Origin of the sequence: Psychrobacter proteolyticus (assembly GCF_038155145.1) — a bacterium.
Taxonomy (GTDB): Bacteria; Pseudomonadota; Gammaproteobacteria; order Pseudomonadales; family Moraxellaceae; genus Psychrobacter; species Psychrobacter proteolyticus_B.
The window spans coordinates 392,864-405,929 of sequence record NZ_JBAKAY010000002.1 but is presented as its reverse complement, the minus strand read 5'-3'; the positions used below and the strand labels follow the sequence as shown (position 1 = coordinate 405,929).

Sequence of the window (13,066 nt, the reverse complement as noted above, 5' to 3'; positions counted from 1 at the left end):
CCTCGTTTGAGAAACATCAGACTAAACAGGACGGTTGTATTGTCTCAAATATAACAAACAACCGCTTAGATATCGATCTAAATAACTCCTTAAAAACAACCTACTTTCAAAATTATATTGAAAGTGTTTTAGGTGATGACTACTGTTTGAAGCACAACACTTTCATTACAATGGACGCTATCACGACGGATAAAATAGAACAGGTATCCAAAACTGAAACAATAATTCAAACAATAAGGGCGGTTTATGACTCTGAATACCACTAAAACAATTTTAATTACTGGCAGCACAGATGGCATTGGCAAATTGGCAGCGTTAAAACTGGCAGAAGCTGGACACCAAGTGTACTTGCATGGCCGCGATGCTGACAAACTTGCTAGCGTCATTGCAGAAGTTCAAGCAGTCGCGACAGGCGCAGCAGTAGATAATATTGATGGGTTTGTGGCTGATTTTTCTGATTTAACGGATGTGCTAAAGATGGCAGCAGACGTCAATGAAAAACTGCCCAAGCTTGATGTGCTCATAAATAACGCAGGGATTTATACCACGGCATCAGCATTGACTAAAGACGGTCTGGATGTACGCTTCGTAGTCAATTATCTAGCGCCTTATGAGCTGACCAATGCTTTATTACCTTTGCTCAAGCAGTCTGATAAAGCGCGTATCGTGAACTTAAGCTCAGCTGCGCAAGCGTCAATATCTTATCAAGCACTTGCAGGCCAGACCCGCCTCGATGATAAGGATGCTTATGCCCAAAGCAAGCTGGCACTCACGATGTGGAGTATGGCATTAGCTGACACAGTCGTTAGCAACAATATCAATGTCATTGCCGTCAATCCAGGCTCGCTGCTGAACACAAAAATGGCCAACGAAGCGTATGGTCAGCATTGGTCATCAGCAGACAAGGGCGCAAATATCCTAACTGCATTGGCCATCTCGGATGAGTTCGCTGATGATACTGGTAAATACTTTGATAACGATATAACAAATGGCGCACATGGCGATGCAAGAGGGGCATTTGGTCGACCACATGCTGATGCTCTAAACCAAGCAGCCATTGCAGAGCTTGAGCAGCAGACTCAGACAGTATTGCAGTCAATTTTTGCATAAGATGCATAAGACTTATATTTAGCAGCATTAATGAATTTCAAACAATTGAACCATCATTAACTATATTTTCAAATTTTATTATTAAAAACTTTCTCATTAAAAACAGGACACAATATTATGCAAACTATCAAAGCCATTGGTTATCAAAACAATCTACCTATCGATAATGAACAATCGCTACAAGACATTACCCTTGATAAGCCAATTGCTTCAGGCCGCGATATTCTCGTAGAAGTGAAAGCCATATCAGTCAATCCAGTAGATTACAAAATCCGTGAAGGGCGTCCTGCCGCAGAGGGTGAGTATGCTGTTATTGGTTGGGATGCTGCTGGCACTGTGACAGCTGTCGGTGAAGACGTCAGTTTATTCTCAGTAGGCGACAACGTCTATTATGCTGGAGATTTGACCCGTTCAGGCAGCAATGCTGAATATCAGTTAGTCGACGAGCGTATCGTTGGACACATGCCAGCCTCTTTGTCTTTCGCTGAGGCAGCGGCATTACCACTCACGACGATTACAGCTTGGGAGATGTTATTTGACCGTTTACAAGTGCCTGTCTCTGATAGCGCAGCGAATGACAGCGATAGTAGCGAGGATGCTAATAACGTCTCAGTATTGGTCATTGGCGCAGCGGGCGGTGTTGGATCTATCTTAACTCAGTTATTAAAGACAAGAACGTCTGCCACGATTATTGGTACGGCTTCGAGAGATGAGAGCGTGCAGTGGCTCAAAGATTTGGGTGCTGATCATGTTATCAATCACCGCAACCCATTGTCTGATGAACTACAAAAAACAGGTATTGCTGAAGTAGACTACGTGGTGAGTCTCAATAATACTGAGGATCATTACGAAGAAATCATTAAATGCTTAAAGCCGCAGGGTAAGCTTGGACTGATTGATGATCCAAAATCACTAGATGCCAACCCGCTTAAAACCAAAAGCTTAAGCCTGCATTGGGAATTTATGTTTGCACGTTCAATGTTCAATACGCCAGACATGATTGAACAGCATCATTTATTAAATGCGGTGGCAAAATTGATTGATGCAGGCGAGATCAAAACCACGGTTGCTCACAATCTTGGGGCTATCACTGCTGAACATCTACGTAGTGCACATCAAATGCTAGAAAAACAGCAAGCGCATGGCAAGATTGTATTAGAAGGCTGGTCTGCATAACGCCATTTAGATTAACAGGTCCAATGTGACGCTTTTAGCAGACACGTTGGACCTATTTAAATCAATGATAATAACAAACATAGGATAAATAGATGAGCACGCAAGCAAACAAACCACTTACCATCGTCGCCACTATCAAAGCCAAACCTGAGCACGTTGAACAAGTTAAAACTGAGCTGCTTAAACTGACAGCAGCATCACAAGATGATCAAGGTTGTATTCAATATGACTTACATCAAGAAAATGCAAATAGTAACGGTTTCGTTGTTTATGAGATTTGGGAAAACAACGAGTGTCTTCAGCAACATGTACAAAGCCCGCATTTCCAGAACTATGTACAAGTAACAGATGGGATGGTCGATGAATTCATCGTCACTGAAATGACAGTTATCTCATAGGTTTAATCTATATTCTGCTGCTAACAATAAAATGAATGGTTGAAAGTCACTACTGAAACGACTGACTTTTATGCTTCAAAACAGTAGCTATTGATTTAGATATAAATGGTTTTGAATAAAATATTCAAAGCCATTTATACGCTATTTATTTGCTATCGAACGATGATTATTCTTGAGCAACTTTCAAAACGATTTTACCGACATGTTTCTTTTCTAAAAAAACCGCTTGAGCAGTATGTATCTCTTTTAATGGAAAAGTACACGCCACGATTGGATTTATTTTACGTTGTTCGATACAGTTAACGAGGTTTTGGAATACTTCAGGCTGTAGTACGGTACAACCGTAAAAGGTCAAGTCTTTTAAATAAAGTGTTCTGATGTCTAGCTCCAGTTATTCATCAACCGCTACTATATTAAATACTCACTCCATCATTACCGATCCATTTGGGACCTATTTCAACCTCAATATCACGTGCGGTAACGGCTTCAGCGCACTCGGAGCATACTGTCACCGGATGCATAATGTGACCACATGCCTTGTGTCTATGCAACAGCGGTGCCCCGCGTTCATCAGCCATGTGTTTATCACCCCAACTGACCAATGCCAGTACGACAGAGTGCAAATCTAATCCACACTCTGTCAGTCTATATTCCTCACGTAGCGGCCGCTGCTGATAGGCGACTTTTTTTAAAATATCGTATTCAACCAATTTACGAAGACGGTTAGATAGGACATGGCGTGTAATGCCCAAGCGTTGCTCAAATACGTCGAATCGTCTGACTCCCAAAAAACAATCGCGTAAAATCATGAGCGTCCAACGATCACCAATGACTGCTAAAGTGCGAGCCACCGAGCAAGACTGTTGGTCCAGTTCATCCCAGCGCATAGGTTATCTCCTTTATCTTTAAGCTATAGGTTAGCTTGACAGGGTCCAAAAATAAAGCTATGTTTTTGTTAGTTCTAAAAAGGAACCTATAAGGAAATAGACATGAACAGAGCACCCGTAGCAGTTGTAATCGGCGCAGGCGATGCCACTGGCAGTGCTGTTGCCAGACGTTTTGCGCGAGAAGGTTTTACTTTGTGCGTGACCAGAAGGACTGTTGAGAAGCTAGAGGCATTAGTCAGTGATATCGAAGCGGCTGGAGGAGTAGTCAAGCCATTTGGTTGTGATGCGCGTGTCGAGCAAGAGATGGTTGAGCTGTTTGCTCATATTGAAAAAGACATTGGCCCGATTGAAGTGGTGGTGTTTAACATCGGGGCAAACGTTCATTTCTCCATCTTAGATACGACAGAGAGGGTCTATCGAAAAGTGTGGGAGATGGGTGCCTTGGCTGGATTTTTGACAGGTAGAGAAGCGGCAAAAGTCATGATTCCACGTGAGAGGGGGACAATTATTTTTACGGGTGCAACAGCGTCTTTACGTGGTAGTAAAGGTTTTTCAGCTTTTGCTAGCGCTAAGTTTGCTCTGCGGGCACTGGCACAAAGCATGGCGCGAGAGTTGGGTCCAAAGGGCATCCATGTCGCACATCCTATCATTGACGGTGCCATTGATACTGATTTTATTCGTGACAACTTTCCCGAGCGCTATGAGCTCAAAGACCAAGACGGGATTTTAAATCCAAAACACATCGCTGAGCAGTATTGGCAGTTGCACTGTCAGCCAAGGGATAGCTGGACGCATGAGCTGGATTTACGCCCATGGATGGAAACTTTTTAATCTTATCTGGTTAGTAACCGTCAAACTTTAATGGATTTTTAATATATTGCAAGGAAGGCAAAGATGAGTAAACAAATAGAGTTTTTCTTTGATGTGGGCAGCCCAGCCAGTTATTTGGCATGGACACAGTTAGCGAGTATCGCGCAGCGTCACAATGCCGAGATCATTTGGCGACCTATGTTACTTGGCGCAGTGTTTCAAGCCGTTGGTAATACCTCACCAGCTGCCGTACCTGCTAAAGGCGCTTATATGCTCAAAGACCTTAAGCGTTTTGCAGCCATCTATGACGTACCTTTTTGCTTCAATCCATTTTTCCCAGTCAATACGATGCAGCTTATGCGCGGTGTTACCGCTTGTTTGGGGACACCTAAATTTGAGAGTTATTTATCCGCTATCTTCAATGCGCTATGGGCTGAAAAGTTAAATATGGAATCACCAGAAGTTGTGGCTGAGGTTTTGTCGAAAGTAGGTATTGAGGCGACTGATTTTATGGCGCGTATTAGTGAGCCTGAGGTTAAGGCGCGTTTAAAATCTAGCACCGAAGAAGCAGTAGCACGAGGCGTATTTGGGGCACCAAGCTTCTTTGTAAATGGTGAAATGTTCTTTGGTCAAGACCGTTTGAGCTTTGTTGAAGATGCTTTGAGAGACTGAGAATAGTAAGTCATAGGATATATAGATTGCGCTGTACTAGCTCAACGATAGTCCATTGGCTTTCAATCCACCAGACATCAGCCGCGATAAGTAACCGTGCTTTTTCTTCACTGTGGTTTCTCCAGAAAATAACCTTGCCACTCAGTTTAATGATTAAGCTCTATGGTTACATTAAGACAAGTCTATATAGTGATAGTTTTGTTTAGACTGCTCTAGTTCCTCTAAATCTATATCTACTGTTACTATATCTGGTGACGAACCAAGTTTTTTGATGATTCGTCCCGTAGGAGAGACCATTAGACTCTCTCCTACAAACTGACCGCCATGACCGACGCCGACACCATTGCAGGTAATCACGAAACATTGGTTCTCTATAGCCCGAGCTTGAGTCAATACATAGTGGGTATTTGCATAGGGAGACATATTGCCGTTTGGCATAAATACGATCTGTGCGCCTTTTTTTGCCAGTGCTCTTGAGCCTTCTGGAAATTCTAGCTCAAAACAAATCTGAGCACCACAAACCACATCATTAATGCTAACCACTGACAAGTCTTCTCCGCTTGTAAATACCCCAACATCATCAAGCCAAAGCTTTGACTTTCGGTGTTTATGAATGATTTTGCCGTTTTTTATAAAAGAACATGCGTTATAGAAAAGTTGATCCTGTTTGTCAATATGTCCAATAACGACGGTTGCCTCTGTATTTTTGCTTGCTTTCAATATGCTGTGAAAGTGCTCTGTTGATTGATGATACAACGCTTCAATATTGTCTAGCGTCGGAAAGCCAGTCAAAGCAAGTTCTGGAAAAATCATAAAGCCATCGCAAACTTGATGATCATGGATTGATTTTAATATCGCAGCAGCATTTACCGATACTTGATAATCGGTAATATCCATTTGATTGAGGATTATTTGCATAGGTCTTGCTCTTTATCGTAGGGGGTTGATACTTTCACAGTGCTTATGGCCGCAACTATAGGTAATACTCGTTAATGACGGTCTTTAGAAACACTTATTTAAAACACTTTTAAAGACATTCTGACTCTAACCAACGACTCAATTTAATGATGTCTGGTTGATTTGACTTTAAGTCATTATAAAAGAAATAGAAACTGTCGCCAGTGAGTAATTCATGCATTGGGATTTTGACAAGATTTTGCTGATGTGTTTGTTCTAGCATCATATAGTTGTCGGTAAGCGTAATACCTAAGTTATAACGTGCAGCCTGTGCGGCAAGCAGTACATGGCTAAATTGATTAATCTTTACCTCGCTTGGCAGCTCAAACCCGCCTGCTTTACACCATTTTAGCCAATCATTAGCCGTACCTTCACTTTTGTCAGAATATTTTACGGACAGTATAGGGTGTTGCCATAACGCCTCAGGCAATGGCTGATCCTTTATTTCCGCCCAAAGTTTTTGGCCACAGACAGGAAATAGCTTCTCAGCGAATAAAAGCTTGCTGACTACATTGCGTTTTGGTGGATTGACGGTAATAAAGCAATCCGAACACTGCTCATTATAGTCATCTTGGTCTGTCACCATATTTAAGGTCAGCTCAATCTCTGGGTGTTGTTCGCGGAAGTTTTCTAACCGAGGAATCAACCAATTTACAGCCACTGAACTATACAGTGCTAGGCGAATATGCCCAGGCTGGTCATTTCGAATGGCCTGACTGGTATTGGACAGAGCCGTCAGCGATTGATTTACTTCTGTGAAATAACGCTCGCCTATATCTGTTAAAGAAAGGGTTCGGCCCTGCCTATAAAACAGCGCTTCACCAAGATATTCTTCAAGCGTTCGAACCTGATGACTCACGGCACTTTGCGTTACATTGAGGCTTTCTGCTGCCTTGGAAAAACTATTAAGCCTTGCTACAGATTCAAAGCATTGTATGGCACGTAATGGGGGGAGTTTCATTATGAGTTAAACTAATACTAAACGTTTTTATATCATTATACGTCATGAGTATACGCGAATATACTATTTATCTGACCATTAGATTAAATAACTTAATTTAAAATTTTATGTATTTTGAGATAGGTATAAGCATGATAATGCCGAAGATGAGTGTTGGATTTGCAATGATACTGTTGGTTGCAGGAAACATGATTGCAGTCCTTTCAGATGCGCTGATAAAAGAGTTGCCAGATGGCGCAGCGGTCTATCAGTTTGTGCTATTGCGTCAGCTAACAGCTGTCTTGATGCTGCTACCGTTTTGTTTATTCAACCAAAAAGCCAAGCTACTTAGTAACGTAAAATGGCATTTTGTACGTGGGCATATTTGGTTGTTTGGCGCGGTATTCATGGTGTTGTCTATCCAAGCGTTACCGCTGGCAACGGTGAATGCGATTTTTTATACTGCACCTTTACTGATGTTGCCGTTAGGGTTCCTGTTTTATAAAGACAGACTTACAGCACCAAGCATCATTGTGGCAATACTAGGCTTCATAGGTATTCTTGTCGTGGTAAAACCGACACAAATTAATATGGGGGCTATATTTGCGTTGATCGTGGCCTTAACCATGGCGACAAACAATCTATTGGTTCGTAAATTACCTTCGAATCACACCGTTGCTCAGACCTTGTTTTTGACCAATTTAGTCGGAATACCGTTGGGGCTTGGTTTGGCTATTTGGGAAAATGCCCCTTTGAGTTGGTATGCGCTATGGATAGCAGCAGGCTCAAATTTGTTTATTTTGATCTATGCGGGTATCTGCGTGCTGGTCTACCGAGCGGTTGAAGCACATAAAATATCTAGTGCAGAATATACTGGTCTGTTAGGAGCAGTGGTTATCGGCATCGTATGGTTTGATGAAATACCGGATATCAGTCTTTTGATAGGTTCGGCTCTGATTGTCTTACCTTTGATTTGGCTCGCCACGCTTGAGTCTATTAAATATAAAAGAACAGCCTTATAGCGTTTTGAAACATAGAGAGCGGATAAAGAAAGCGTCATAATATTAGCATGACTTTATGTCATGAATTCGTGTGTTTAAATCGTTTTTTCATACTCATTTTTTGTGGCAAATTACTATAGATACAACCATTCAGGCAAGGCTCTATTCTTCAATGGAGCTCTTGTTTGTTGAAGTTATTACTATAGGCAGGCCAAATAATGAGCAATATAACCACATTCTCAGTCACATCTTCAAATCGAAAAATCAACCCTTCACGGCGTCGAGGTGGCGCGTTTAAAGCTGATGGCTCTCTGAACGATAATGACCGTGTCGAGATAGGTCCAACAGATCTTGCATTCAATGAGTGGGCTGAGCTAGGGCTGACACCTCCTAACCTTGCACGAATGCGCGAATACCGCCTCCAAAGAATCGTAAAAGAACTACAGAAAAGAGATCTTGGCGGTATCTTATTGTTTGATCCTCTTAATATTCGATATGCGACTGACTCCACAAATATGCAGGTATGGGTGACCCACAATCACTCTAGAGCCTGTTTTGTATCTGCATCAGGACATCTTATTTTATGGGATTTTCACAATTGTGAGCACTTATCAGCACACCTTCCTTTGATCAAAGAAGTCAGAGGAGGCGCTTCTTTTTTCTACTTTGAAACCGGTGATAGAACTGACGAACATGCCTCTAAGTTTGCTTCAGAAATTCAATCTATTTTACAGGAGCATGCTGGAGACAATAAAAGATTGGCTATCGATAAAATTGAAATTGCTGGTTTCAATAAGATAAAACAATTAGGAATCGATGTTTTTGATGGTCAGGAAGTGATGGAGTTTGCTCGATCTATTAAGAACGAAGATGAAATCAATGCCATGCGATGTTCAATTGCCTCAACAGAGGTTGCGATGAAGTGCATGCAAGAAGCAACAGTACCCAGTATCACTGAGAATGACATATGGTCTATTCTTCATGCGGAAAATATTCGTCGAGGTGGTGAGTGGATAGAATGTCGAATTCTTTCTTCAGGGCCTAGAACCAATCCTTGGTTTCAAGAAAGTGGCCCTCGAATTGTGAAGGAGGGTGAGTTACTTGCATTCGATACAGATCTGATTGGCCCTTATGGAATGTGTGCAGACTTGTCTCGAACTTGGATGATTGGAGAGAGCTTGCCAAGTGCAGAGCAAAAGCATCTCTATCAGGTAGCTTATGAACATATCCAACACAACATGAATATATTGAAACCAGGAATGACATTTGAAGAGGTGACAAAATTTGGTTTATTACTTCCTGAAGAATATAGAGCGCAAAGATATGGTGTGATGATGCATGGCGTTGGTCTTTGTGATGAGTATCCGTCTATTCGTTACCCCGAAGACCTTGAATGCCATGGCTATAGTGGTGTGCTGGAGCCGGGTATGGCCCTCTGCGTTGAAGCGTATGTAGGTCGAGTTGGTGGTAAAAATGGTGTCAAACTTGAAGATCAAATCATTATTACAGACACTGGGTTTGAAAACCTTACTAACTATCCATTCGAAGCCGCTTTATTGGCTAGTTAAAGATAGTTTATTGGTTTTATGAATATTGTCTCAGAGCTTTTGGATTATGCTTGTTTGAATATCATTGATGGTCATCTATACAAGATTGTTAAGATAAAGATTTGACATAGGTATAGTGCATTATCTGCGGGTTTAGATGGTTGGGGTGCTCATCAACACGTTGATAGCCATTATTATCGTAGTACTGATAAGTGCACAGGGTGTCTGTATGTAATGCATACGTAATTACGCCCTGTGCCACAAGATAAGTCTCAAATGCTTGAATTAACGTCGCTCCAATACGGTGGCGACGATAGTTTGGATCTACACAGAAGAACTGTAATTCGCTATCAAAATTGACTGTCTTTCGTTTCGCACCAGCCGTTTCTTTTTTCTGTAAATCACTTAATACCTGTTGTCCTTGTTCAGATAGACCCAGCTTGTGTTCTATCTGATCAATAATAGGCTTATCATCGAATGGTAATGCCTTGTATGAATCTTCTTTAGTAACACCTATAACCACACCACAAATAATGTCATCATATTCTGCAACTTGTATAAAAGTAGCATGATGACAGTCTTTCGCAAGAAATAGGGTAGCCAGTTGCTTTAGAACCTGCTTATCTGTAGCAGTAGTAAATACACTCAAATTCATATTGACGACAAAGAGGTCGACAATGGCTGTAAAGTCTTCAGGCGTAGCACGACGATACTGTATTGTCATTAGTTACTCTCATCTATCATTAAAAGTGCTAGCGTATGCTGATTGATCAAGCATTCATACGCCAGCATTTTGACACTCGTATTTCGCTAACAGACTTAGCAAAGTATAATTCTTTTTATCTAATAGTCCGTATTTACCACTTCATTTCACCTGTATTTACTTTACTGCCTATTTGTAAACTAGTATCCCCAGATAACGCGGGATAAGCTACTTCCATGGTAGAAATCACTTTTTCTGATTTCTTGGAGTCTTGCTTTTTTGCCTCATCCAGTGCTTTCTCAAAGGTTTTTAGATAACTGAGGGTAAAATCAACAGCATAGTCTTTTTTGAGTAGGTTGCCTGAATAGTGACCTGGTATCACAAGGTTTGGCTTTAATTGCTTCATGTGTTCCAATGATTGCATCCACTCGCTACGAGCTTCTTTAGTTTGGGTATCAGCAGTCCACACATGCATACCTGATGTTACTGACACACCGCCGAAAACGGTTTTTGACTCTGGTACCCACATATATGCTTGATGGGTTCCCATCTCTTTGATTTCGATTTTGTGACCTTCTAAGGTCAATGTGGACTGATCAAGTGTTTGCGGTACTGTGATCTTGGTAGGCGCATGTTTACCAAGGATTGGGCCCCAATGCTTTAATTTTGCATCTTTAGTCGCCTCAATGTGTTCAATAATAGAAGGGCTAGACATAACCTTCACATTAGGGAAGGCCTTGACTAAAGGCTGAAGACCGAAATAGTAATCTGGATCGCCTGCCGTGATATAAATCATTTTTAGGTCTTTATTGCTTTTTTTGATCATATCAACCAATGCTTCACCATCTTTGACACTAAACTGTGCATCGAACAAGATAGCATCTTTCTCGCCACTTGCCAGCACAGATGTCACTGGGAAAATAGCATTTTGATCAGGTTTATATGCTTGTAGTTGTAGATCGGCTGCGTTTACTTGGGTTGCAAGCAGTAGCACACTGGCCGCCATAGAAGCTGTCATTAATTTTTTCATAATTCACCTATATTTTCGTTTGAGTAAATAGACCGCGTTAATAGCGGTATTCGTTGTTAATGGCTATTCTATTCGATTGTATTTCGTTTAAATACGCTATAATTCGGCATTTACTGTTTCAGTTTTCGCGCAAATAAGGATGGAGAGATGGATAGGCTGACCGCGTTGCAGGTGTTTGTTACGATCGTTGAACAAGGTAGCTTGAGCCGTGCCGCGGACAATTTAGACATGTCTAGAGCTAAGGTAACGCGCTATCTGACAGAGCTTGAGAGCTGGATGGATATGCGCTTATTACATCGCACCACTAGAAGTCTGAGCCTCACTGCACCTGGTGAGCAGACGCTTGAGGTGGCGTACCAGTTGCTTGGATTGACCGACTCGTTGGATCAGATACGCAATCAGAATACTTTGGAGCTAAAAGGTCAGCTGCGAATCACTGCCAGCTTTTCGCTGATTGATAGCCTTTTGATGGATGTGGTTGGTCGCTTTGTTTCTCACTGGCCGCAAACAGCAATTGATATTCTTACCACTGATGATTCAGTCAATTTAGTTGATGCCCGTATTGACTTGGCGATTCGTATCACCAATGACTTGGAGCCAAATGTCGTTGCCAGACGTATCGGTGAGTGCCACTCTATCGTATGCGCTGCACCTGAGTATTTACAAAGGCGTGGCAGACCTACAGATGTACAGTCGCTTGTACATCACAACTGTCTATCGTTTGCGTATTTTGGACGGTCGGCATGGGTGTTTGATGGGCCAAATGGTCCAGAGTCTGTTCCTATCTCTGGCAATATCAGCGCCAATATCTCTGAAGTTTTGCTCTCTGCCACGCTACGTGGACATGGGATTAGTTTACAGCCATCTGGCGCAGTCAAATCTTTGATTGCATCTGGACAACTTATTGAGTTATTGCCTGAATGGAAACCCAAAACCTTGGGTGTTTATGTAGTTTATGCCAATCGAAAGCAGGTGACACCACTACAAAGAAAGTTTATTGATTTTCTTGCCGAAGAAATAAAGCGTTCGCCTTACTGGTAGCAAGAAACTCATAAGCCAATAGGTATTTATTACTACTATGATTAAGGATTAAAGGCGTAGATTATGCACAGTCTGATTACGCATAAAAGGGGTTGTCACCTCTCTATATATGAACTAATACATGGTTTGATGATTAGCAGAATCTTTGGGTATTTGTTGGATAGAATCCCAATGCTCAACAATTTTCCCACTATCATCAAATCGAAAGAAATCCATCGTCACGAATTCATCGATGGTTTTATCTTCGTTATGCCAGACTTGATGGGTATGCAATGAGACTAAGTCATCTTCAGCGATACAACGTACAAACTCAATTGACTTGTTCGGATACTGTGCTTGCATCCGTTCAAAGTATTCAATAAATCCTGATTTACCATTGGCTACGGCGGGATTGTGTTGAATATAATCATCGCCCACATAATCAGCGACGGCTTTTTGTGGATTACCCTCGTAAGCGGTCTGATAGAACGCGATAGCATTCTTTTTATTGTTTGCCAAATTCATCGTCGGCTCCAGTTATTATTTATGTTTATTTTAAAAGCAATACAGTAAATTAATAAGAAATATTATTAAAAAATGTCAGAAAATCTATAGCAGAAACTCAAACGGCCAATAGCAACGCTAAAATTATGCTTATTGACCATTTGATAATGTTTAGACTTCGCTTAGGGTCTGTTGAGCATTCAAATATTAGGGCTGCTGATTGCTAAAATTGCACCAAATTAGGCGCAAGCCGACGATAATGTCGAGACCTTAACTAGGATTGCAACAACGTTCGGGGTGATTTTAGCATC

General features: G+C 41.5%; 15 protein-coding genes. 8 read left to right on the top strand and 7 right to left on the bottom strand.

The features are described 5' to 3' along the window. Window positions 1-246: 246 nt before the first annotated feature. The 3 genes from V6252_RS04095 to V6252_RS04085 all read left to right on the top strand — a co-directional run bounded on the left by V6252_RS04095 (window position 247) and on the right by V6252_RS04085 (window position 2,684). On the top strand, window positions 247-1,110 hold the full coding sequence (locus tag V6252_RS04095) for an SDR family NAD(P)-dependent oxidoreductase (RefSeq protein ID WP_341609382.1): 864 nt from the start codon (window positions 247-249) through the stop codon (window positions 1,108-1,110). Between the two features lie 126 nt (window positions 1,111-1,236). Beyond that, window positions 1,237-2,286: a zinc-binding alcohol dehydrogenase family protein gene (locus V6252_RS04090; RefSeq protein ID WP_057762481.1), complete on the top strand. Its 1,050-nt coding sequence runs from the start codon at window positions 1,237-1,239 to the stop codon at window positions 2,284-2,286. A 92-nt stretch (window positions 2,287-2,378) separates the two neighbouring features. Then, window positions 2,379-2,684: a putative quinol monooxygenase gene (locus tag V6252_RS04085; protein ID WP_341609381.1), complete on the top strand. Its 306-nt coding sequence runs from the start codon at window positions 2,379-2,381 to the stop codon at window positions 2,682-2,684. 166 nt (window positions 2,685-2,850) lie between these two features. Here the strand turns inward: V6252_RS04085 and V6252_RS13860 are convergent, their stop codons facing one another. Both V6252_RS13860 and V6252_RS04080 read right to left on the bottom strand, forming a co-directional pair. Beyond that, window positions 2,851-3,039: a zinc-binding dehydrogenase gene (locus V6252_RS13860; RefSeq protein WP_298810795.1), complete on the bottom strand. Its 189-nt coding sequence runs from the start codon at window positions 3,037-3,039 to the stop codon at window positions 2,851-2,853. 58 nt (window positions 3,040-3,097) lie between these two features. Next, a complete protein-coding gene (locus tag V6252_RS04080) occupies window positions 3,098-3,571 on the bottom strand; it encodes a winged helix-turn-helix transcriptional regulator (protein ID WP_201569071.1) in 474 nt (157 codons plus the stop codon). A gap of 102 nt (window positions 3,572-3,673) precedes the next feature. On the opposite strand from V6252_RS04080, the gene V6252_RS04075 reads away from it, so the two are divergent. Together V6252_RS04075 and V6252_RS04070 are read left to right on the top strand one after the other, a co-directional pair. Continuing rightward, window positions 3,674-4,402, top strand: a complete 729-nt coding sequence (locus V6252_RS04075; RefSeq protein WP_341609380.1) for an SDR family oxidoreductase — start codon at window positions 3,674-3,676, stop codon at window positions 4,400-4,402. A gap of 63 nt (window positions 4,403-4,465) precedes the next feature. After that, window positions 4,466-5,053: a 2-hydroxychromene-2-carboxylate isomerase gene (locus tag V6252_RS04070; RefSeq protein WP_341609379.1), complete on the top strand. Its 588-nt coding sequence runs from the start codon at window positions 4,466-4,468 to the stop codon at window positions 5,051-5,053. A 171-nt stretch (window positions 5,054-5,224) separates the two neighbouring features. Here the strand turns inward: V6252_RS04070 and V6252_RS04065 are convergent, their stop codons facing one another. Beyond that, complete coding sequence (locus V6252_RS04065) at window positions 5,225-5,971, bottom strand: carbon-nitrogen hydrolase family protein (RefSeq protein ID WP_341609378.1); 747 nt, start codon at window positions 5,969-5,971, stop codon at window positions 5,225-5,227. 109 nt (window positions 5,972-6,080) lie between these two features. Next, on the bottom strand, window positions 6,081-6,971 hold the full coding sequence (locus V6252_RS04060; RefSeq protein WP_341609377.1) for a LysR family transcriptional regulator: 891 nt from the start codon (window positions 6,969-6,971) through the stop codon (window positions 6,081-6,083). A gap of 131 nt (window positions 6,972-7,102) precedes the next feature. On the opposite strand from V6252_RS04060, the gene V6252_RS04055 reads away from it, so the two are divergent. Next, a complete protein-coding gene (locus V6252_RS04055) occupies window positions 7,103-7,972 on the top strand; it encodes a DMT family transporter (RefSeq protein ID WP_238070073.1) in 870 nt (289 codons plus the stop codon). Between the two features lie 197 nt (window positions 7,973-8,169). Then, on the top strand, window positions 8,170-9,519 hold the full coding sequence (dddP, locus tag V6252_RS04050) for a dimethylsulfonioproprionate lyase DddP (RefSeq protein WP_341609376.1): 1,350 nt from the start codon (window positions 8,170-8,172) through the stop codon (window positions 9,517-9,519). An 88-nt stretch (window positions 9,520-9,607) separates the two neighbouring features. Here the strand turns inward: dddP and V6252_RS04045 are convergent, their stop codons facing one another. Together V6252_RS04045 and V6252_RS04040 are read right to left on the bottom strand one after the other, a co-directional pair. Then, window positions 9,608-10,222, bottom strand: coding sequence for a GNAT family N-acetyltransferase (locus V6252_RS04045; protein WP_341609375.1), 615 nt, complete (start codon window positions 10,220-10,222; stop codon window positions 9,608-9,610). A 133-nt stretch (window positions 10,223-10,355) separates the two neighbouring features. Continuing rightward, entirely contained in the window at window positions 10,356-11,231 is an 876-nt protein-coding gene (locus tag V6252_RS04040) for an MBL fold metallo-hydrolase (protein ID WP_341609374.1), read from the bottom strand. A 147-nt stretch (window positions 11,232-11,378) separates the two neighbouring features. Between V6252_RS04040 and V6252_RS04035 the strand changes: the two genes are divergently transcribed. After that, window positions 11,379-12,272 carry a LysR family transcriptional regulator gene (locus V6252_RS04035; protein WP_191115307.1) on the top strand — a complete coding sequence of 298 codons (894 nt, stop codon included), beginning with the start codon at window positions 11,379-11,381 and terminating at the stop codon, window positions 12,270-12,272. 114 nt (window positions 12,273-12,386) lie between these two features. Here the strand turns inward: V6252_RS04035 and V6252_RS04030 are convergent, their stop codons facing one another. Then, on the bottom strand, window positions 12,387-12,776 hold the full coding sequence (locus V6252_RS04030; protein WP_341609373.1) for a nuclear transport factor 2 family protein: 390 nt from the start codon (window positions 12,774-12,776) through the stop codon (window positions 12,387-12,389). Between the last annotated feature and the right edge of the window lie 290 nt (window positions 12,777-13,066).

Excerpts from the sequence above, each read along its gene's own strand:
- V6252_RS04030 (WP_341609373.1), bottom strand. The coding sequence starts at position 12,776 with ATGAATTTGGCAAACAATAAAAAGAATGCTATCGCGTTCTATCAGACC.
- V6252_RS04085 (WP_341609381.1), top strand. The coding sequence starts at position 2,379 with ATGAGCACGCAAGCAAACAAACCACTTACCATCGTCGCCACTATCAAA.
- V6252_RS04080 (WP_201569071.1), bottom strand. The coding sequence starts at position 3,571 with ATGCGCTGGGATGAACTGGACCAACAGTCTTGCTCGGTGGCTCGCACT.
- V6252_RS04045 (WP_341609375.1), bottom strand. The coding sequence starts at position 10,222 with ATGACAATACAGTATCGTCGTGCTACGCCTGAAGACTTTACAGCCATT.
- V6252_RS04075 (WP_341609380.1), top strand. The coding sequence starts at position 3,674 with ATGAACAGAGCACCCGTAGCAGTTGTAATCGGCGCAGGCGATGCCACT.
- V6252_RS04040 (WP_341609374.1), bottom strand. The coding sequence starts at position 11,231 with ATGAAAAAATTAATGACAGCTTCTATGGCGGCCAGTGTGCTACTGCTT.
- V6252_RS04095 (WP_341609382.1), top strand. The coding sequence starts at position 247 with ATGACTCTGAATACCACTAAAACAATTTTAATTACTGGCAGCACAGAT.
- V6252_RS04060 (WP_341609377.1), bottom strand. The coding sequence starts at position 6,971 with ATGAAACTCCCCCCATTACGTGCCATACAATGCTTTGAATCTGTAGCA.
- V6252_RS04070 (WP_341609379.1), top strand. The coding sequence starts at position 4,466 with ATGAGTAAACAAATAGAGTTTTTCTTTGATGTGGGCAGCCCAGCCAGT.
- V6252_RS04065 (WP_341609378.1), bottom strand. The coding sequence starts at position 5,971 with ATGCAAATAATCCTCAATCAAATGGATATTACCGATTATCAAGTATCG.
- dddP (WP_341609376.1), top strand. The coding sequence starts at position 8,170 with ATGAGCAATATAACCACATTCTCAGTCACATCTTCAAATCGAAAAATC.
- V6252_RS04035 (WP_191115307.1), top strand. The coding sequence starts at position 11,379 with ATGGATAGGCTGACCGCGTTGCAGGTGTTTGTTACGATCGTTGAACAA.
- V6252_RS04055 (WP_238070073.1), top strand. The coding sequence starts at position 7,103 with ATGATAATGCCGAAGATGAGTGTTGGATTTGCAATGATACTGTTGGTT.